Source organism: Streptomyces sp. NPDC038200, assembly GCF_055600785.1.
The window spans coordinates 101,451-119,097 of the sequence record NZ_JBVJYH010000022.1 but is presented as its reverse complement, the minus strand read 5'-3'; the positions used below and the strand labels follow the sequence as shown (position 1 = coordinate 119,097).

The following is a 17,647-nucleotide window of genomic DNA, read 5'->3' as shown; positions in this document are numbered from 1 at the left end:
CGCACACGCCCTCCCATACCCGCCCGACCCGACCCGGCCCGGCCCGGCCCGGCCAGCGCAGGGATGCCGTCGGAGACCCCGCTGCTGTCGGTGCACGCCGCCGTGGTGTTCCTGACGGCTGTCATCATCGGCCTTGTCATGGGCGGCCTCATGTTCTCCACGACAGGTCCGTGCCAGCGGCCGTCGCGACGGGCCTGGTGGCCGCTGGAGGCAGCGTTTCCGTCCTGTCGGCTTCGGAGATCAGGGTCGTGTCGGTGCAGGACGACGGCGAGCGACGTGATCCGGATCGGTGTCAGATCCCGGACGACCAAGGCTTGCTGCCCGGGCCACGAAAGCTGGTCGGTGCGGGTGCACGGCTCCTATCTGCGGTTTCCCGCCGATCTTCCCGTGGCAGGACGGCGGGTGGTGCTGCGGCTGCTGGTCCGGCGGTTCACGTGCGAGGACGCCTCATGCGGGCGGCGGACGTTCGTCGAGCAGGTCACGGGCCTGACCCGCCGACACAGCCAGCGGACCGAACGAATGCGGTCGGCGCTGGCCGAGGTCGGCCTCGCGGTGGCCGGCCGAGCCGGCGCCCGGCTGGCCGACGTCTTCGGGGCTAGGTCGTGTCTCCCAACTCCGTTGAGGAATCGGGGCTTCGACGATGCTCGTAGAATCATGACGTGGCATTCATGAGCACCCCGCACTGCTGCTTCCTGTGATCGGAAGGCGCTGAGGACGATGCCGGACGGCGTCGCCCTCCTTGGTGTGCCTGCTTCGTGAACCACGCTCCCGACGCTGCCCGTTCCTTTCTGAGGCAGTGAGCGCGCGTGCAGGCACGGTCTCTTTCCGTCACCCTTGCCAGGAGTGCCTCGTGTCTGTGTCGCTTCCCCCTGCCCTCGCACTGTCCCTCGACCTGCTGTGCTGCCCAACGTGCCGCACGCGCCACCTGCAGCCCGACCGCGGTGCACTGCGCTGCCTGGTAGGCCATACCTTCGACATCGCCCGCCACGGGTACGCCAGCCTGCTGACGGGCACCCGCGCCACCAGCGGCGACGATTCAGCCATGGTCCAGGCCCGGGACCGATTCCTGTCCACCGGCGCCTACGCGCCCATCCGCAAAGTCGGGGCCCGCCTGACGGCCGGCGCCGTGTCTGAGCCGGCCACGGTTGTGGACGTGGGATGCTGGCCGTCGTGGTCACTCCGGGCCAGGTCCACGACGCGCAGGTCCTCCCCGTCTTGCTGAGCGACATCCGGGTGCCGCGACTCGGCCGCGGCAGGCCGCGCACCACACCGGACGCTCTACTCGCAGATAAGGCGTACTCCTCCAAGCATGTGCGCGCAGACCTCGCGGCCCGTGGCATCCGCACCGTGATTCCCGAGCGCGCCGATCAGCAGGCCAACCGAAAGAGAAAGGGCCGCAGCGGCGGACGACCCCGCGTCCTGGACACCGACACCTACAAGCGCAGGAATGTCGTGGAACGATCATTCAGCCTGCTCAAGCAGTGGCGGGGCCTGGCAACCCGCTACGACAAACTCGCGAGCGTCTATCGCTCCGCAGCACTGCTGGCGGCGGTCATCGCCTGGCTACGAGGTTGAGAGACACGGCCCAGGCGCCGTCGTGCCCGGGGCGGGCTGAATTCAATGAAGGACACTGACGGCCCGGGCGATGACCAGCAGCGAGGTGAGCAGGGCGGAGACACTTTGGATGCTCATCAGGAGCTTGGCGCGGGTGGACAGCGGCATGGTGTCGGTCGGGCTGAAGGCCGTGGAGTTGGTGACGGACACGTACAGGTAGTCCGTCAACGTGGGCACCCAGTCCGATGCACGGCTGGCGCCGTCGGCAACCTCCTCGACAGCGTCGTCGTTCTCGTCCTGTGAGAAGCGGAAGTCGGCCAGGGGCAGTGCGGCGCGGGGTGCCTGAGTGCGGCTGACGGGACCACCCCGGTCCAGCTCCCAGTAGGCCAGTCCGAAGACGATGATGTTGGTGAGCCAGACCTGCAGTGCGGCGACGAGCAGGCCGCGGCCGTCCTTCACACCCGCGTAGAGGAGCTCGTGGATGAGCAGTCCCAGTGCGACGAGGTTGCTCGCCGCGATGACAGCGACCAGGGTCAATGACAGTGCGCGGAATGTTTTCGTCTGGCGGGTCAGTCGCTTTGGGTTGATCGCGACGAGCGGGACGAGGAGGAGGAACTCCAGCGCTGGCAGCACGTAGCGCGGGGCGAGCAGAAGCCGTTGGGGCAGGGCGAGGTAGAGGGCGATGGCCGCGAGCGTCGCGATCACTGCGGGCAGCCGGGCTTCTCCTCTGCGCTCGTGGCGGGGGTGCCGGGTGCGGGCATCCGCTCGCGTGCGGGTCACGGTCCCTCCTCTCCTGTTCGCCTCTGCCGGCCATCTGGCACACGCGCTGCATCGGCACGGTTGTGGGCCCCTCGGCGCATGTACCGACAGTGTGGAGCAACTGCCCCGATTCGCAGGTTCGAAGCCACGGCCCGACCCCAGTGTTTCCGATTGGGGCGGGATTCTGGACAGAGACGGCTGCGGCGATTGTGAGGTCGTCCCCGGTCCTCAGGTCGACACTGCGGGAGATCGACCGGGAGGTGGGCGGGCTTGAGTGCCCATGGAGGGCAGTGACGCGGTCGATCTCCGAGGCCCGCCTCGGTATCACCGCCTTGCGCCCGCGACCACCTCCCGGCTGAGCCCACACACAGAAGGTGGGCCACCCTCGAACCGAGGCGACCCATCTGGAAGCCCGTCTTCGCTGCAGGGTTGGTTCGCTCTTCTGTTGTCGCGTGCGACTGCGCGGCTGGCCGCGTCCCGCTACCCGGCGGCCTCATGCAGAACACCGGCAGCCGACCAGGTCAGGGCCACCATTCTTGTGAGGAGTCCGAGGCACAGCAGAACGAGGGCGCGGGGTGGGTCTGCAAGAGATCCGCCCCGCGCCGTGCCGTCGGCCGTCTGCTTCGGCGCTCGCGGCGTCACGGTTGCCGCTCTCGTGAAAGGCCGGATGGCCCAGTGGTCAGCCGGCCTGGGATTTCGCCTGCTGAGAAAGAGAGCTTGCCAGTTCGCCGAGGCGAGCCGCGTCTCGTTCAAGACCTCTCGCGCCGAGGAAGCGAAGGAGCTCGAAGAAGGTCTCGTCCGACGAGATTTTCGTGCAGGAGCATGGCGAGCGAGCCGGGCTCGTCGTAGGGCACCTTCCGCGGTTGCTGATCGGCGTGCGCAGTGGTCTCGGTCGAGCCGGGGGCGCAGCAGCTGGGCGCACACGGTCGCTTCGGCGGCGAGGCCGGCCGGACTGCCCAGCACGGGGAAGGCGGCGCGGACGCGGGCGGCAGTGTCCGGCTGGAGCAGCGAGTAGGCGTAGAGCGTGGCGGCGTCGAACCCCTCCGGAGCGCGCCCCCATCCTTCCCAGTCCAGCAGGCGCAGCGGTTCGGTGAGGTTCGCCCCGTGCACATCCGCATGGGCTGCGGTCCAGCAGGAGACGGCCGGGGCCGGGATGCCCGCGAACTCGGGGATGGCCCGCTCCATGCTCTCGACCCCAGCGGACCGTCCGTCGCGGAATGCGCCTTTCAGCCACTCTTCACCCACCTCGTGCTCAACCGCGCAAGTTGAAGGCCGATCGAATCCTCGACGAAGCACACGAGACCGCGGTGCGCGTCTTCGGGATCGCCCCCGAGATAGCAATGAAGTACGTCAAGGCCGCCCACCCTCAGCGCTTTGGCAAGGAGCCGACCCAGGCGTGACCGAGGGAGGCGATCTGAGCAACACTGCCTTAGCAGGGCAGGACGATGGGCGGCTGAAGGTCACTTGGGGGAATATGAAACTGGCCATGAGCAACGATTATGCGGCGATCGTGTCCTCGGCCATCGTCACGATCCTGGTTGTGGGGTTTGTCGAACTTCACGATCTGAAGAAGCGAGCCAGAGAGCAAGTACTCGCTGACGAGTCACAGAACCTCCCGCGATTGCAGGCCTTCTTTGAGCGCCTCCGTGCTGGACACCAGCTCACCGAGGCGGAGCTGCAGACCGCGATCGCTGTGCGCGAGGAACGCAAGGCCATGGGCGCCACCTTCGTGTTGCAGTGGTGGTTGTCGACCGCGTGGACCTTCCTCTGCGGGGTGCTGGTCAGCGCACTGGGATTGACTCTTCTGTGGGCCGCGATCGACGGTCATGGCCCAGCGCGATGGCTTGCCTGGTACACGTTGCTGTGCACCGGCTTGGGCATCCTCGTCGTGCTCATCGGCGCCGTAATGAAGGGTGCAGCAGAGTCTCGCGCCATGAGGCGTGCCTTGCAGTCTCAATGGGACTCTTTCGACAACGAGTTCGAAACGCTCTATCGGCAGATCAACGAGTACGAACAGAGGCGGGATGCGGAGGAAGGGTGAGCACCGGGTGCTGAATACCCCGAGGTCCCACGCGGGGCCGACCAGGAAACATAGCTGCTGATCGCGCAGCTTCATCAACCAAGGACGAACCCATCGGCCACGTTGCTACTGAGCCCTCGGCCCCCTTCCGGTTCCCGTGAATTCCCCTCCAGGAATGCACGAACCCGTCGGCCTGGCGCAGAGTTGAGTTCGATTGGATGGTGCGGCTCGGTTGGGTCCGCTCGCCGCAGTCGATCGAGGTCCGCTTCGGCACAAGCCGGGCCGGGGCCGTCGACGTCGCGCTCTACACCACGGCATCCGTCGACGCCGTCCTCCCCGCGCACCCGGAGGTCGACTGACAGCGCTGCCAGAACGGGAACGTGTTGCCGATCGTGCCGCGGGCGCCTTCCCAGACGCGGTGTCCGGCGTAGCGCTCGTAGCCCCAGACCTCACGTGCGAGGCGGGCCTGGGACATGGTGCCGTTGTCGAGCTCGAAGAGGCGAACCTCGCTGGTCTTCAGCGCGAGGACGGCATCGGTGTTGAAGCTCAGGCCGGTCTCCTTGATGGCGTGGTTGACCCCGAACAGAGCCTCGTACTCGCGAGCGCGATCCTTTGAGCGCTTGTTCCCTGGTTCTCACGAGGGGCCGGGGACGTTGTCGGTGACGGCCGATACCTTGCGATCATGGGTGTCTATCTGGTGAGTGTCGCCGCGCAGGACTGGTCGCGACCGGGGGAGGACGGGTACGGGCACGTCGCCGCCGCGCTGAACACCGAGCTGGAGCGGCGCGGGCTGCCCTCTTACGAGCTGCGGCCGGGCGCACGGGAGGCGCCGGGCTGGTTCGAGGAGAAGGTCAGCCCGTCCATGGACGGCTTCGTGGCGCTGTGCAGGACGCGGCTGACCGACGCGGAGCTGTCGACCCTCCTCGACTGGAGCGTGCTGGTGCCGTTCGCGCTGGAGAAGGAGATCGTGCTCCCCGTCGGCACCGCGTACTCCGGCGAGGAGACAGCGGTCGCCGGGGCCCCGCAGGTGCTCGCCCTGGCCGAGCGGCTGGCCGGCGCCGTCGGACTGCCCGTCGACGCGATACCGGCGGGCGAGAACCTCGCACTGAGCCTGTGGTTCCTGGAGGGCGGGGCGGAGCGGACCGCCCGGGTGCGACCGGGACGGTGGGCCGAGGACCGGGACGCAGCCTTCTACGTGGCGCTCTACCTACGCGCCGCGCAGTACTCCCTGCGGTACGGCTGCCCGATGACCTACTCCTGAGCCACGGCAGCCGCCGAACGGACGCAGAGGCCGTCTACGGGTCCAGGTCCGGGTCTGGGCCGGGGGCGTGTCCGCCGCGCGGGCGGAACACCTCCGCGGCGGCGGGGAGGAAACGGCTGCGCGCTGTTGACGAAGAACGCGCGGCGGAACGCCCCCGCGTCGGCGGGAAGGGCACTTCCTGACTCACTGGTCCACCGACTGAGAGCGCCGCGCAGGTGGTCGGCGGCGGTGGGGATGTGGACGGTGTCGGTGCGGCGGTCCTCGGTGAGGATCTGAGCGCACACGCCGGTGTCGCCCTGGACGATGCGGACCACGTTCACGTAGAGGAAGGGCAGGGAGTCGGCGACGCGCGGCAGCATGGCGAGGGGGGCGGCGAGGCGTTCGCGTGCATCGCCGCCTCTTCGCGGTGCGCTCACGTGGTTCTGGCCGGGGCGAGGCTGAGGAGGCCGACGCCGTAGGCCTTGCCGCGGCAGATACCTGTGACGATGGCTTGGGTGAGGGCATCGGGGTCGGTGATGGTGGCGGTGCCGTCGTAGCGGATCAGGCTGCGCCGCATGGGTCGGGGCGTCGGCGCCTCGTGGCCTTGCGGGGGCAAGGTTGGTGGGGGTGAGGATGTGGAGCTGGAGGCGCGCTGTGTCCACCACTGATCGGCATCCGGCCCGGACGGCGGAAGGACGCGGCCCCTTTGGCCTTTGTCCTCGAGCGGCAGACGCTGCCGTTTGACGGGTTGAGGACGATCCGGTAGTCGACGGCCATGCCTTTGCGCAGGGCGGCGAACAGGGGAGCCAGGTCCTTGATGTCGGCGCGACCCTCTACCGGTTGCCGGGCCAGGTGGCCAGCACAACATCTACTCAGGGGCAGATGTAAACAAGGTTGCCCGGCGGAATGAGGTCGTCCGGGCCGCCGTGGAACCAGCTACTGTTGTCGTAGAGCAGCTTGTAGACGTTGATTCCGAACCTCGCCGCATACTGGGAAAAGGTGTCCCCGGCCCGCGAGGTGATGCGGCTGCAGGCCGCCGGGTGTGCGGTGCTCTGGGGGGCCGATTCCGCAGACGCTTCAGTGGCCGCTCCCGTCAGAGTGCCGAGCACGATTCCTACGGCCACGCCGAAGGACGCAATGACGCGACGTTTGTGCATGGTCTCCCCCGTGGGCCTGATAGGCGACTTGGTCGTGATCACAGTTGCACAGTGCGCAAGGCGTAACAACGGTGATAATGAGCCATCGCTATTTCAGCGTGCCCGAGCACATGTTCCATTCCCACTCCCTCGGGAAAGCACCCGGCGTGAGGGATGATTTCAATGAAGGGCAACAGCCCGGCATTGACACAGGGCTCGCTCAAGGCGCCATGCCGACGTGCAGCTCAACCCAATGGATACCAATAGAGACGCATCGAGCGGCCACGCCGACTGGGCGGTGACGGCTCAGGGGCCCGTCCGGCTGGCGATGGCCGCGGCGAAGTACGGAAGCCGCCTGGTCCATGTGTCCAGCGACGCGGTGTTCTCCGGCGCCCGAGTCCATTACGACGAGTCGTGCCTCCCTGACCCCATCACCCCGTACGGGGCGGCGAAGGCGGCGGCGGAGACCGGGATCCTCCTCGTGCATCCGCAGGCCGTCGTCGCCCGCACGTCGCTGATCATCGGCGATGGGGATTCCGTGCATGAGCGCGTCGTGCATGCACTGGCCGCCGGTACCCGCGACGGTGTCCTGTTCACCGACGACATCCGCTGCCCGGTGCACGTCGCCGACCTGGCCGCCGCCCTCCTGGAACTGGCGTGCGGCGACGCGGCCGGCGTCCACCATCTCGCAGGGCCCGACGCTGTGAGCCGTCACGAGCTCGGCATCCTCATCGCCAGGCGTGACGGCCTGGATGCCTCCCGGCTGCCCACAGGCTTGCGGGCCCACAGCACACTTTCCGGCGCCCTCGACGTACGCCTCGACAGCCGGGCCACCCAGCGGAAACTACGCACCACACTGCGCGGTGCCCACCAGTTCTGCACCACACCAGCGTGACAGCCCAGCCCGACACCGAGCTGCGGGCTCGGGCCGGAGCGCAGGTGGAGGCAGCCGGGCCAGCCGGACGCGTGGACAGGGTGACCCGCCGGCTGACGCGGCGGCGGAGTCAGGTCAGGCGCTGGGCAGCCGGTCCGGGACGGTGAGCTCGAGACGGGTGCCGCGGCGGATCTCCCGGGCGAGGCTGAAGATCTGGTTGGCGCTGGGTGCGCCTTGGGTGACGTACCGGATGATGCGGTAGACCTCGTAGCGCAACTGGGCATCGCTCTGGTCGAAGGCCTCGTGCTGAAGCCGGTCGAGCCGTCGGCGCCCGGCGGCCGCACGCCGCAGTACGGCGTCGGCGAGCGGTCCGGAGGCATGTCCGTCGTGGACGTTGAGGCCGTCCTCGGTGTTCTTCACGGCGCTGTTCCTTTCGGCCCGGATACCGGTGCCTTCGGGGTGAAGACGGTCTGCCGGTTCCGGACGGGCGGGAATGTAGGGCCTCTGCACCCTTACCGTCTCGCGCAGCCCGAAGGCTGGTGAACGGCCGGCAGGCGGTGGCGGTGCGGACGGCGGCGCGGTGGGCGGCTCAGCGGCAGATCTTGCCCGTGGTCGGGGCGCGGCCGGGCAGCGGGCGCGCCCCGCTGGCGGGATCCGCTCAAGCGGCATACGGCTGCGTCCAGGCGGACGGCGGGTGGATCGCCAGCGCTCACAAAGGCGGGGGCCATCGGCTCCGGGCGGGGGCGGCCTTTTGACCGGTTCTGGGGGCTGACCTGTGTTGATGCGTCGAACGTGAAGGGTACGTCGTTTCCGGGTCCTGCGTGATCGGCTCGCACTCGCGGTCCGCGTGCTGCCACCATCGGCTCACCGCGCCGGGCGAAGTCCCGCCGGGCTCGCGGTCGTTCGACGCCCCAGCCCACGCACCAGGAGATACCGGCATGCCCGTGCCCCCGTCCACCGGCGCCACCAGCGCCCAGCCGGCCGCCCCGGCCGCGATCCGGCGTCTGGGAGGCGGTGAGGCCTGTGTCCTCATCGCCTCCATCACCGCGGTGACCGTGCTCGCCATCCTTCAGCGCCCGATTCCTGCCGTCCTGACGGCGCTTGTCGCCGCAGTCTGTCTCCTGCTGCTGCCCGGCCGCGCGAGCCGCCTGCTCGCCACGCTCTCCGCGCTCGCCTCGGGAAGCCAGGAATGAGCGCGGGTCGGATCGGCAGGCGGACGGATGAGCCGGAGGAACTGACCGCGCTGCGCGGATGGATGCGCAACGCCAAGGGCGAATGGACCTTCGACCGCATCGTCCGCCACGGGGCGAAGGCCGGGATGCCCGTCTCCGACAAGACCCTGCGGCGAGCTCTGACCTCGGACAGCGGGCTGCCCAGGCGGCCCACCGTTCCGCCATCGGTGCCGGTGAGAAGGCCACCCGGGCCCTGCTGGACGGTCGCGCGAGGATCCTGTCCGGGCCGCCTGGGCCGGTGTCCTCCTACCCGTGCGCGGTGTACGAGTGGGTCGAGGGGCGGCGCCACCAGGATGAGACCGTCCGGTCGTGGCTCGCGGAGCCCGAACTCGACAGGTACGACCAGCAGCTGCGTGACGAGGAAGAGGCCGAGCACCGGCACATGGTCGCCTGGGTCGACTCGCTCACCGACGACGAGCTCGACGAGATGCAGCAGCAGGCCAGGTCGGCGGCCGGCGCCCTTGGCAACCTGCGCGCCGAGCCGGCCGAGTACATCGCACGCGTCGACGCGGCTGGGGGCACCGACCACTGACACGGGGATGCGGTCAGCGAATCTGGGCGCGCGCTTCGTAGAGCTCCTGCAGCCGGAGCAGCATGATGCGGCAGTACTCGGCCAGCGGCCGGTGCTGATCCTCCTCGAGGACGAAGGCGACGGTGTGGACGCCGTCGTCTCCCGGTATAACCGCGCGGGGCTGGGAGGCGCGCAGGTTGGGCCAGTAGCGACCGTGCGCGAACCCGGAAGCCGCTCGCCAGGCGGCGCCCACCTTCACGGCGGTCAGGCCCGCGGCCGGTGCGGCGGTGAGCAGGATCTGGTGGGTCCTGGGTGCGGTCAGCGGGGCCAGGCCGATTTGGTCGGCGAGGGCGCGGATCTCGGCCCGGCGCTGCGCACCGGTCAGGCCGCCGCCGGACGGGGGGTGGCCGGTGTCCCGGTTGGTGCGCGGGCAGTGTTCTCACGCGTGCTGTGGCGTCGCGTGCAGTCCTTCGAGGAGTGTGGCCAGGTAGCGGTGTGCGGTGTCGATCCGGTCGGCGGGTGTGCCGCCGTGGACGTTGACGGCGTAGGCGATGCCGCACATGAGCGGGACGAGGTCGGCGGCGGCCAGGTCACGTCGGACCGCTCCGGCATCGCGAGCCCGGCCGAGGAGTGCGGTGCCGACCGACCGAAGCGTCTCTTTGAGTTCCGTGGTGCGCGGCAGGGTGTCGGTGGCTGCGGCGGCGACCGGGGCCAGGGACGCGTCGGTGACCTGCGCTTCGACGGTGCGGAGCAGGAAACCTTCGAGCGCGCGCCAGGGGTCGGTGCCGGTCAGAGCCTGCTGGCCGTGGTCGGCCAGGGCTTCCAGGCAGGGAGTGGCGACGGTCTCCAGTAGCGCCTCGGGGGTGGCGAAGTGCCGGTAGACGGTGCCGACTCCGAGTCCGGCGCGGCTAGCGACGTCGTTCAGTTGCAGGGGTATGCCCTGGTCGACCAGGGCACGGGCGACCGCGACGATCCGGTCCCAGTTGCGGGCCGCGTCCTTGCGCAGGGGCATCGTCATGGGGGACATGCTAACCGGATTCTCCATCCGGATGATGTCGCCGACAGCACCCGCACCGCCTGGCGGGTCAGGAAACCGTGAGAGGTGCGTACCGTTCACTGAGCCGGCGCACGTCCTGGGCGATGCGGGGGTCGGTCGCTGCTCGCAGCGGCGTCACCGGGTGCGCCTGGGCCCCGATGACGATGCCGGTCCGGCCCGCGAGGGCTTCGTCAGTGGCGGCGACGATCGAGGGCCGGGCAGCCACGGACGCCGGACCCGAGGTGGAGCGTTCGAACTTGCGACGCACCAGCGGCCACAGCAGCCGCAGGGCTGGTGAGACGACCTTCGGGTCGGTCAGGGTCCCGTTGGTCATGTCGGTCGCGGCGCCTCCCGGGTCGGCGGCGAAGACGGAGGCGGCCGTGCCCTTCAGCCGGTTCGCCAGGTCGAGCGTGTAAACGAGGTTGGCGAGCTTGGCGCGGCCGTACCAGTGGAAGCCGTAGTAGCCGCCGGGGGGCTCGACGGCGTCGAAGGACCTCTTCGCGAGCCCGACCGCGCCCGAGGTCACGTTCACGATCCTGCTCGGCGCCCCGCCTGTCAGCGTGGGCAGCAGCAGTTCCGTCAGCAGGTACGGCGAGAGGTGGTTGACGAGGAACGACGCCTCGATGCCATCCAGGGTCTGTCGCTGCGGGAACATCGCCCCGACGTTGTTGACCAGCACGGTCAGCGGGTCGCCGGATGCGGCGTGCTCAGCGGCGATCCGGTCGGCGAGCGCGCGCACCTGGTCCAGCGAGCCGAGGTCGGCGGGCAGGAACCGTCCGGGATGCGCCGGGTTCGTTGCGTTGATTCGGTCGACCGCCCGGGCACCCCGGTCGGCGTTGCGTCCGACCACGGTGACCGAGAACCCGGCGCCGGCCAGCCCCAGGGCCGTCTCCAGTCCGATGCCGGCCGTCCCCGCCGTGACCACAGCCGTCTTCGCCATGTGCTCCTCCACCCAGTCATGCGGATAGTTCATCCGCTTGTCGGGGACCGTAGCACAAAATCGGATGAGCTATCCGCTTAGTGGTGTCGGGTGGCGGGACAGGCAATGCCAGGCGCCATGAAGCCGCGCCGATCCGAGCACGCCGGACGGCCCGGGCCCCCATCGGCCACTGCCGCTTCACGCCTGCCCCAGGCCTCTGCCTCCTCCACGGCGTGTCACCGCACAAACAGCCCCACGGTCGATGACCGGCTGCCCACCCCAAAGCGGGCGTGCCGCATCGCAGGAGTCCGCCGGCGTCCGTCACCATGACAGGTCGTCCCCTCCGTGCCGGGGGGCACCTTCATTCGTCGCTATCCGGCCGGTGTTCGGATGCGCCACAACGACGTGACCGTGGCCCGGCTGCCCGACGTCGCCGCCTCCGGCACGATCCCGGACCTGCGCCCCTAGCTGCTGGCCTGGTCTATGAGCTGGTGTCTGCCGGGCACGTGGAAGCGTTCTTGTCCGCCGGGGCGGGGTCAGGGGGTGGTGCGGCCGGCGATGCCCCCACCGGGGTCGTCGGCCAGCGCGATCACGGCGGTGACGCGTTTGCCGACCGGTTCCCGGCGCACCTCGTACGCCTGGCTGACGGCGAGCGTGATCTCCAGGCCGTGCCGGCCCACGCGCCGTGGATCGGTGACGGCGACGTCCGGCAGATCCGGGCCGCTGTCCCACACCGACACCCGCACCGCGCCCTCGGCGATCTGCAGGTCGAGCACGAGCGGGCCAGGGGCGTACTTGACCGCGTTGGTGACCAGCTCGCTGACCACCAGCTGTGTCATGCCCATCGCCCGTTCAGACACCGGCAGGCCGTGCACGGCTTGCACCTCGGTGAGGAAAGTGGTCGCCAGGTGGCGAGCAGCCCCGATGCAGGACGGGTCGCCGTCGTAAGCGGCGGACGCCGACAGCACGCTGTCGGCGTCCGCTTTTTGTCCCTCGTCTCCCGCGGCCTGCTCCATGCGCCCCGCCCCGCCCTGTCGCACGCGATCGTCACGCGAGCTTCACATCGTGTCCGCGAAGCATCGCACGGTCCCATTCCGGCTGCCCCGATCCGAGAGCTTTGAGACTTGCCTGACACAGTTGACACCGTGCTGGGACATACGTTTGCGTAGACAGCGTGGCAGCAGATGCCCGCCCAGAACTGAAGGAGGAGACGGTATGAGTCAGGCCCTGCTGTCCGTCTCCCAGCACATCACCGCCAACGGCGTGCGCGTCGTCGCCCTGGCCGGGGACATCGACCACACGACAGCCAGTACTCTCCGCCAGGCTCTCACCGCGCCGGACGGCTCCGCTCCGCACATGGTCGTCGACTTCCGCGACGTCACCTTCATGGACTCCAGCGGCATCAACATCCTCGTCGCCGCCAACAACACCGCCCGCTCACACGGCGGATGTCTGCGCCTGGCCCGCACCCCCACACCGGTGCTCGACCTGCTGCGCATCGTCGGCCTCGACACCCTCCTCCCACTGCACCCCACCCTTGAGGACGCCCTCGCACCCCAGCCCGCCCCCTGACCCCCGGCTCCCGGCTCCCGGCTGTGCCGTTCGGATGCCGCCGTCGCGCTGGCGTCCATACCGGCATCGATTCGCGCGCCCATCTGGCCTGACCGGCTGGTTCGCCCCGCTGACGGCTTGCAGCAGCGCGCATCGGCAGCGCCCTGAGCAAGGCACCCTCCGGGCCGGCGCCGTCTGCGCGCCGTAGATGCGAGACCCCGGCACGTTCGAAGATGACGATCGACCGGCTCATCGCGTGTTTCGGTTCAACCACCAGTGCCATATTGGCTGATAAGGTGCCCAGTGCAGGCGAGCCACTGGGAACAGCGCGATCCAGACGGTCCCGATAACGATTGCCGATGCGCTGATCTTGGCCTCTGTCTGGTCGGGGCCCGCATGGGGTGTGCTCAACCAGTTAAGTGCAAGCACCTCTGCCAGGACTTGCGCCAGCATCACGAGACTCCACACCAATCCAAAGGTGGCCCTGGCGAATTGAGTCAATGCCTTCGGCCACCGTCGGCGCAGCGATTCTCGTATTCGCCTTCTGGCTGATTCTTGCCGTGCGCCGGCCGTCGAGCCCTCACCGACGGAACCGAAAGCCTCCAGAACGGGAATAGCGGCCTGCCGACTCCAATCGCGCAAGTGGTTCCCGTAGATAGCCAGCTCCACTGATCCAGCCACGATGATGACTGGGGCAACTGCTGCAACAGTCGCAGCGAACGGCTCGGTCATCTGCATGACTTCACCATCTCAGATGATCGTTGAGCGTCGCAGGTGAATCATGCCGCTGCCTGGCCCGCCGATTCCCCTGACCGCCACGGCAGTTCACTGACGGGTACCTCCGGCACGACGGTCGAGGACGCTTGGCACAGTGGCGACCGCGAGCCCGCCTCACGCCCTCTACGGTTCCCCCGCTATCGCCGTGTCGTCCCCAGACGAGATGTCTGAGCGCGACGCGCTCCCCCGCTGGGCATTTACCGGATGTATATATGCGGTTGATGTACTCCTATCCTGGTCTGGTCAGCGGATAAGAGGCCCTGTTCGAGAAAGGCGCGAGTCGGATGAGGAGTGGACATGCTGATCGAGAAGGTGTTCCGGAGCAACGACGTCCCCTCGGCCGACCGCGTCGATGCCTGGCGCAAACGGTTGGGCAGGGACATCTCCCCTCTCGACTCCGGCCGTGACCAGGGGGATGGTTTCCGGGCGGAGACACGCTCGCTCAGGCTCGGTGGCTCGCGCGTGTGGTCCACAGCCGTGGATCCAACCACCGTCCGGCGCACACCCGAACTCGCCCGGCAGTTCGGCCCTGGCCTTTACACGCTGATCCTGCCGATCAGCGGCCGAATCGAAGTGGCCCAGGCCGACCGGGAAGCTGTCCACGGTCCCTTCGACATGCACGTGCTGGACTCTTCCCGGCCCTTTCAGCTTCGTCTCCTCGGCAGCCCATCGGTGTACCTGATCGGGGCCGACGTGCCCAAGGCCGGACTTCCGCTGCCTGCTCCTTGGATGGACCGGCTCCTCACCCAACGATTACCGGGCCGGGAAGGAGTCGGGGCCCTGCTGTCGGGATTCCTCCTGCAGCTCACCAACGACACTGGCTCCTACCGGCCGTCCGACGGTCCGCGACTGGGGGCGGCACTCCTGGAGCTGCTGACCGCGCTGTTCGCTCATCACCTCGACGTGGACGACAGCAGCACTTCCGACCGCGCCCGGCGCGCCCTGGTCCTGCGGATCCAGGCGTTCATCGGCCAACACCTCCGAGATCCCCAACTGACCCCGCCAGCCATCGCTGCCGCCCACCACATCTCCGTCAGCTACCTGCACCGCATCTTCCAGGGAGAAGACATCACCGTCTCATCCTGGATCCGCGAACAACGTCTGGCCCACGCTCGTCGCGATCTCGCCGACCCCACACTGCGCAGCACTCCCATCCACGAGATTGCCTCTCGGTGGGGCTTCCCGCGAGCCGCCGACTTCAGTCGGGCGTTCCGTAGCGCCTATGGCATCCCTCCCAAGCACTACCGGCACCACGCCACTGCCCGGGATGAACTCACCTTCGACGGCCTCCCCACAGGTGGCACACATGAGTAGACGCGTCGCTCACTCCGGCGTCCGTGTGCGATCCCTGGGGCCGCCGCTGCGCCTGTTGCTCCAGGCGTAGATCGTGATCTTGCTGGTTGTCACTGAGCGCGGCAGTTGGCAGGTTAGTGCTTCAGTCGGCGGACAGGAGAACCTCAGAGTCCCATGGCCTTGGTTGCCGGGCGACGCATGAGGTGGTCGGACTCCCGGCGAACGGAGGGCCGGGAAACTGTGCTTTCGCCCAACAGCACCTGCGCCGACTTCACCCGCGCCTTCCGCACTGCCTACGACATGCATGTCAGACATGCCGCCCCGCGACTACCGCCGCCACGCACCCGACAGCTGAGTAGACGTAACTCCAAGCAGGTGTGGACTCTCTGCTGACGACACGCTGATGGTTGACCGGCACGCTGAGGGTGACGCCGATGCAGGGGTTCAGCGTCGATGACAGCGACTACCAGAAGGTGGCTCTGACCATGAAGATCTTACGTTTGCTGACCGCTCTCTCCGTGACTGCAGCAACTGCCCTCGGCACCGCGACAATCGCGTCGGCAGCAGCTCCCAGCCAGGACTCCGAGCGGATCATTACGCACCCCTTCTACATACGCAACGCTCACAGCAACAAGTGCCTGGAGATCGCGGATGGCAGCCAGGCCAATGGGGCAAGGGCGCAGCAGTGGAGCTGTAACAAGCAGGAGACGTCCAAGTGGGTCAGCGCGCACTGGGGGGACGGTCTCAACTACCAGATCCAGAATTTGAACAGCGGTAAGTGCCTGGAGGTCGAGAACTCCTCCAAGGCCAACGGTGCACGGGTCCAGCAGTGGACATGCACCCGCGTGGGGGGCCAGATGTGGCGCAGCATCGATGCCGGCGACGGTACCGATGTCCTCTACAACGCCCACAGCGGGAAGTATCTGGAGATCTCGAATTCATCCAAGGCCAACGGTGCGCGAGCGCAGCTGTGGGAAGGCGTCGGCCAGGGTGGGGCCTACTTCACGTTTCTGAGCGCCAGGTGATCGGTTGCTGTCTGCCAGATGCACTGCGACAGGGGTGAAGACGGCAACCTCGGCGTGCGGCGCGGGATACACAGGGGATCTATCTATCAGCGCCGCGATGGTTCATGCGGCGTTCCACAACTGGCACTCTGCCCCGCCCGATTGAGTGGAATTGATCCCAGTCGGGACCGCCCATTCGTGTACGCCGGCATCAACGTCACCGACACACCCCTCTTCACCGGCGTGAGAGGTGCCCAGCTCGCCGGCCGCGCCACCCTCATCACCTGCGGCCCCCTACCCGCCCGCCACGGCACCTGCCAACCCTTCCGCGACGTCATCACCGACATCGAGAACGCCCTCGCCACCACAAACCCGGCACCCTCCCCCGCCACACCCCCTACCTCCACCAGCGCACCGCCGCCCGTCTCGGATCCCTCACCCGCCTCATCCGCCAAGCCGCCATCACCGCCATACAACCCCAGCTCACACCCCGAACTGCCCGCCGGAACCGCACACCCGGCCACTCTCGACGAACCCACAACACACCAGGCCGACAAGCCGGCGAGACACCAACAAGCCCCCCCTCCGAGCGTTATCTCTTGACCTTGCGGTGTGGGGGTGCCGCCACCCGCCCGCCCGTCTGCGCGCTCATTGCCTGGTAACCGGCGTTCGCGCGCCGAACCGGTCGGCCGCCAGTGCGCCGGTGGCCGTCAGTGGCGTTCGGCGGCGAACGGCCCCTCGTCGACGAAGCGGCGCAGCTGGCGTGCGAAGGCTTGGGCGTCCTCCTGGGGCCAGGTGGCGAGTGAGGACTCGATGCCGGCCGCCAGTCGCTGCCTGGTGACCGACACGGTGTTGTGACCCTCCTCGGTGAGTGCGAGGAGGGTCGCGCGGCCGTCGGCCGGGTCGGGGTGGCGCTGGATCAGGCCGGCCTGTTCCAGTCGGTCGGCTCGGCGGGTCACGGTGGTGCGGTCCAGCCCGATCTCACGGCCCAGGTCGGCGGCGCTGCACGCCCCGGTACGGGCCAGGCCGCTGAGGACAGGGTAAGTGAGGTCGTCGACCGCTTCCCCCAGCCCCTCGGTCAGCTGGGTGTAGAGGCTGGCGCGAGTGCTCCGCCGCAGGAGCAGGCCCAGCGCATCGGCGATGTCGTGTCCCGTCGAGTTCTTCACCCCTCCAGATTAGCGTGCGCCGCGCACGCTTTTCCTATACGGTAATAAGCGTGCTTGAGGCACGCATCTCCGGCTGATCCGCGCCGGGCCACTCCCGCACCCGCCGAAGGGATTCCCATGAACCGCACCGACGTCCGCACTGCCCTCACCGACCTGCTCCTCACCCCGGGCCTCGACCTCGACGAGGCCGCCGACCGGCACTTCGCCCCCGACTACCGCCAGCGCACCGACGGAAGCTGGGACAACCGCACCGAGTTCCTCGCTCACATCGCCCACCTGCGCACGGTTGTCGCCGGCGGCTCGGTCGAGGTCCACGACGAGCTCTTCTCCGGCCACCACTACGCCGACCGCCACACGATGGAGGTCATCAAGACCGACGGTTCCACCGTCCGCATGGAGGTCTACCTCTTCGGCGAGTTCGCCCCCGACGGCCGTTTCCGCCGCATCGAGGAGACCACTCTCATGCTCGAAGGCACCGACGCCGACCGGAACCTCGGCAGCGCCCGATGAGCCGCACTGCCCACCTGACGCCACCGGGCCCCTGCCCCAGCACATCGGCGCGCCGCCGTCACGGC

The 17,647-nt window shown here is 68.6% G+C and carries 24 protein-coding genes and 3 pseudogenes; 16 read left to right on the top strand and 11 right to left on the bottom strand.

What is annotated here, in order from left to right; all coding sequences use genetic code 11:
- Positions 1–63: 63 nt before the first annotated feature.
- The 3 genes and pseudogenes from ACZ7KF_RS34190 to ACZ7KF_RS34180 all read left to right on the top strand — a co-directional run.
- Positions 64–672 carry a transposase family protein gene (locus ACZ7KF_RS34190; protein WP_471083991.1) on the top strand — a complete coding sequence of 203 codons (609 nt, stop codon included), beginning with the start codon at positions 64–66 and terminating at the stop codon, positions 670–672.
- 178 nt (positions 673–850) lie between these two features.
- Positions 851–1,180: pseudogene (locus tag ACZ7KF_RS34185) on the top strand (putative RNA methyltransferase); the annotation flags it as partial.
- Positions 1,150–1,575, top strand: a pseudogene (locus ACZ7KF_RS34180) (IS5 family transposase); the annotation flags it as partial. The pseudogenes ACZ7KF_RS34185 and ACZ7KF_RS34180, both read left to right, overlap by 31 nt.
- 42 nt (positions 1,576–1,617) lie before the next feature.
- Here ACZ7KF_RS34180 and ACZ7KF_RS34175 read toward each other — a convergent pair.
- Positions 1,618–2,334, bottom strand: a complete 717-nt coding sequence (locus ACZ7KF_RS34175) for a hypothetical protein (protein WP_471083989.1) — start codon at positions 2,332–2,334, stop codon at positions 1,618–1,620.
- Positions 2,335–3,578: 1,244 nt separating this feature from the next.
- Here ACZ7KF_RS34175 and ACZ7KF_RS34170 point away from each other — a divergent pair.
- The 3 genes from ACZ7KF_RS34170 to ACZ7KF_RS34160 all read left to right on the top strand — a co-directional run bounded on the left by ACZ7KF_RS34170 (position 3,579) and on the right by ACZ7KF_RS34160 (position 4,692).
- Positions 3,579–3,713, top strand: a complete 135-nt coding sequence (locus ACZ7KF_RS34170) for a hypothetical protein (protein WP_471083987.1) — start codon at positions 3,579–3,581, stop codon at positions 3,711–3,713.
- Positions 3,710–4,354 (top strand): hypothetical protein, encoded by a 645-nt coding sequence (locus tag ACZ7KF_RS34165; protein ID WP_471083984.1) that lies wholly within the window; start codon positions 3,710–3,712, stop codon positions 4,352–4,354. The genes ACZ7KF_RS34170 and ACZ7KF_RS34165 overlap by 4 nt, the downstream gene beginning before the upstream one ends.
- 197 nt (positions 4,355–4,551) lie before the next feature.
- Positions 4,552–4,692 (top strand): hypothetical protein, encoded by a 141-nt coding sequence (locus ACZ7KF_RS34160; RefSeq protein ID WP_471083982.1) that lies wholly within the window; start codon positions 4,552–4,554, stop codon positions 4,690–4,692.
- Here the strand turns inward: ACZ7KF_RS34160 and ACZ7KF_RS34155 are convergent.
- Positions 4,638–4,853, bottom strand: a complete 216-nt coding sequence (locus ACZ7KF_RS34155; protein WP_471084068.1) for a replication-relaxation family protein — start codon at positions 4,851–4,853, stop codon at positions 4,638–4,640. The genes ACZ7KF_RS34160 and ACZ7KF_RS34155 overlap by 55 nt on opposite strands.
- 162 nt (positions 4,854–5,015) lie before the next feature.
- Here ACZ7KF_RS34155 and ACZ7KF_RS34150 point away from each other — a divergent pair, with 162 nt between their 5' ends.
- Positions 5,016–5,594, top strand: coding sequence for a hypothetical protein (locus ACZ7KF_RS34150; protein WP_471083980.1), 579 nt, complete (start codon positions 5,016–5,018; stop codon positions 5,592–5,594).
- A gap of 412 nt (positions 5,595–6,006) precedes the next feature.
- Here ACZ7KF_RS34150 and ACZ7KF_RS34145 read toward each other — a convergent pair whose 3' ends face one another.
- Together ACZ7KF_RS34145 and ACZ7KF_RS34140 are read right to left on the bottom strand one after the other, a co-directional pair.
- Entirely contained in the window at positions 6,007–6,441 is a 435-nt protein-coding gene (locus tag ACZ7KF_RS34145; RefSeq protein ID WP_471083978.1) for a type I-E CRISPR-associated protein Cas6/Cse3/CasE, read from the bottom strand.
- 4 nt (positions 6,442–6,445) lie between these two features.
- Entirely contained in the window at positions 6,446–6,772 is a 327-nt protein-coding gene (locus ACZ7KF_RS34140) for a hypothetical protein (RefSeq protein WP_471083976.1), read from the bottom strand.
- Between the two features lie 190 nt (positions 6,773–6,962).
- On the opposite strand from ACZ7KF_RS34140, the gene ACZ7KF_RS34135 reads away from it, so the two are divergent.
- Positions 6,963–7,604, top strand: a complete 642-nt coding sequence (locus tag ACZ7KF_RS34135) for a sugar nucleotide-binding protein (protein ID WP_471084066.1) — start codon at positions 6,963–6,965, stop codon at positions 7,602–7,604.
- A 114-nt stretch (positions 7,605–7,718) separates the two neighbouring features.
- Here ACZ7KF_RS34135 and ACZ7KF_RS34130 read toward each other — a convergent pair whose 3' ends face one another.
- Positions 7,719–8,003, bottom strand: a complete 285-nt coding sequence (locus ACZ7KF_RS34130; protein WP_471083974.1) for a hypothetical protein — start codon at positions 8,001–8,003, stop codon at positions 7,719–7,721.
- 518 nt (positions 8,004–8,521) lie between these two features.
- Between ACZ7KF_RS34130 and ACZ7KF_RS34125 the strand changes: the two genes are divergently transcribed.
- Both ACZ7KF_RS34125 and ACZ7KF_RS34120 read left to right on the top strand, forming a co-directional pair.
- Positions 8,522–8,776: a hypothetical protein gene (locus ACZ7KF_RS34125; RefSeq protein WP_471083972.1), complete on the top strand. Its 255-nt coding sequence runs from the start codon at positions 8,522–8,524 to the stop codon at positions 8,774–8,776.
- A 277-nt stretch (positions 8,777–9,053) separates the two neighbouring features.
- Positions 9,054–9,347, top strand: a complete 294-nt coding sequence (locus ACZ7KF_RS34120; protein ID WP_471083969.1) for a hypothetical protein — start codon at positions 9,054–9,056, stop codon at positions 9,345–9,347.
- 13 nt (positions 9,348–9,360) lie between these two features.
- Here the strand turns inward: ACZ7KF_RS34120 and ACZ7KF_RS34115 are convergent, their stop codons facing one another.
- The 3 genes from ACZ7KF_RS34115 to ACZ7KF_RS34105 all read right to left on the bottom strand — a co-directional run bounded on the left by ACZ7KF_RS34115 (position 9,361) and on the right by ACZ7KF_RS34105 (position 11,302).
- The gene (locus tag ACZ7KF_RS34115) at positions 9,361–9,585 is read right to left on the bottom strand and encodes a hypothetical protein (protein WP_471083966.1); all 225 of its coding nucleotides are present in this window, start codon (positions 9,583–9,585) and stop codon (positions 9,361–9,363) included.
- A gap of 180 nt (positions 9,586–9,765) precedes the next feature.
- Positions 9,766–10,344: a TetR/AcrR family transcriptional regulator gene (locus ACZ7KF_RS34110; protein WP_471083963.1), complete on the bottom strand. Its 579-nt coding sequence runs from the start codon at positions 10,342–10,344 to the stop codon at positions 9,766–9,768.
- 67 nt (positions 10,345–10,411) lie between these two features.
- On the bottom strand, positions 10,412–11,302 hold the full coding sequence (locus tag ACZ7KF_RS34105) for an SDR family NAD(P)-dependent oxidoreductase (RefSeq protein WP_471084064.1): 891 nt from the start codon (positions 11,300–11,302) through the stop codon (positions 10,412–10,414).
- Between the two features lie 324 nt (positions 11,303–11,626).
- Here ACZ7KF_RS34105 and ACZ7KF_RS34100 point away from each other — a divergent pair, with 324 nt between their 5' ends.
- A complete protein-coding gene (locus ACZ7KF_RS34100) occupies positions 11,627–11,749 on the top strand; it encodes a hypothetical protein (protein WP_471083960.1) in 123 nt (40 codons plus the stop codon).
- Between the two features lie 68 nt (positions 11,750–11,817).
- On the opposite strand, the gene ACZ7KF_RS34095 is transcribed toward ACZ7KF_RS34100, so the two are convergent.
- Positions 11,818–12,297, bottom strand: coding sequence for an ATP-binding protein (locus ACZ7KF_RS34095; protein ID WP_471083957.1), 480 nt, complete (start codon positions 12,295–12,297; stop codon positions 11,818–11,820).
- Between the two features lie 199 nt (positions 12,298–12,496).
- Here ACZ7KF_RS34095 and ACZ7KF_RS34090 point away from each other — a divergent pair, with 199 nt between their 5' ends.
- The gene (locus ACZ7KF_RS34090) at positions 12,497–12,853 is read left to right on the top strand and encodes an STAS domain-containing protein (protein ID WP_471083955.1); all 357 of its coding nucleotides are present in this window, start codon (positions 12,497–12,499) and stop codon (positions 12,851–12,853) included.
- Between the two features lie 228 nt (positions 12,854–13,081).
- Here ACZ7KF_RS34090 and ACZ7KF_RS34085 read toward each other — a convergent pair whose 3' ends face one another.
- Positions 13,082–13,570, bottom strand: a complete 489-nt coding sequence (locus tag ACZ7KF_RS34085) for a hypothetical protein (RefSeq protein ID WP_471083952.1) — start codon at positions 13,568–13,570, stop codon at positions 13,082–13,084.
- Between the two features lie 336 nt (positions 13,571–13,906).
- On the opposite strand from ACZ7KF_RS34085, the gene ACZ7KF_RS34080 reads away from it, so the two are divergent.
- The 3 genes and pseudogenes from ACZ7KF_RS34080 to ACZ7KF_RS34070 form a co-directional block, all read left to right on the top strand.
- Positions 13,907–14,923: a helix-turn-helix domain-containing protein gene (locus ACZ7KF_RS34080; RefSeq protein WP_471083949.1), complete on the top strand. Its 1,017-nt coding sequence runs from the start codon at positions 13,907–13,909 to the stop codon at positions 14,921–14,923.
- A gap of 386 nt (positions 14,924–15,309) precedes the next feature.
- Positions 15,310–15,927, top strand: coding sequence for an RICIN domain-containing protein (locus ACZ7KF_RS34075; protein ID WP_471083946.1), 618 nt, complete (start codon positions 15,310–15,312; stop codon positions 15,925–15,927).
- 174 nt (positions 15,928–16,101) lie between these two features.
- Positions 16,102–16,379: pseudogene (locus tag ACZ7KF_RS34070) on the top strand (TniB family NTP-binding protein); the annotation flags it as partial.
- Positions 16,380–16,616: 237 nt separating this feature from the next.
- Here ACZ7KF_RS34070 and ACZ7KF_RS34065 read toward each other — a convergent pair.
- The gene (locus ACZ7KF_RS34065) at positions 16,617–17,072 is read right to left on the bottom strand and encodes a MarR family winged helix-turn-helix transcriptional regulator (RefSeq protein WP_471083943.1); all 456 of its coding nucleotides are present in this window, start codon (positions 17,070–17,072) and stop codon (positions 16,617–16,619) included.
- Between the two features lie 117 nt (positions 17,073–17,189).
- Here ACZ7KF_RS34065 and ACZ7KF_RS34060 point away from each other — a divergent pair, with 117 nt between their 5' ends.
- Entirely contained in the window at positions 17,190–17,582 is a 393-nt protein-coding gene (locus ACZ7KF_RS34060) for a nuclear transport factor 2 family protein (RefSeq protein ID WP_471083940.1), read from the top strand.
- Positions 17,583–17,647 lie beyond the last annotated feature (65 nt).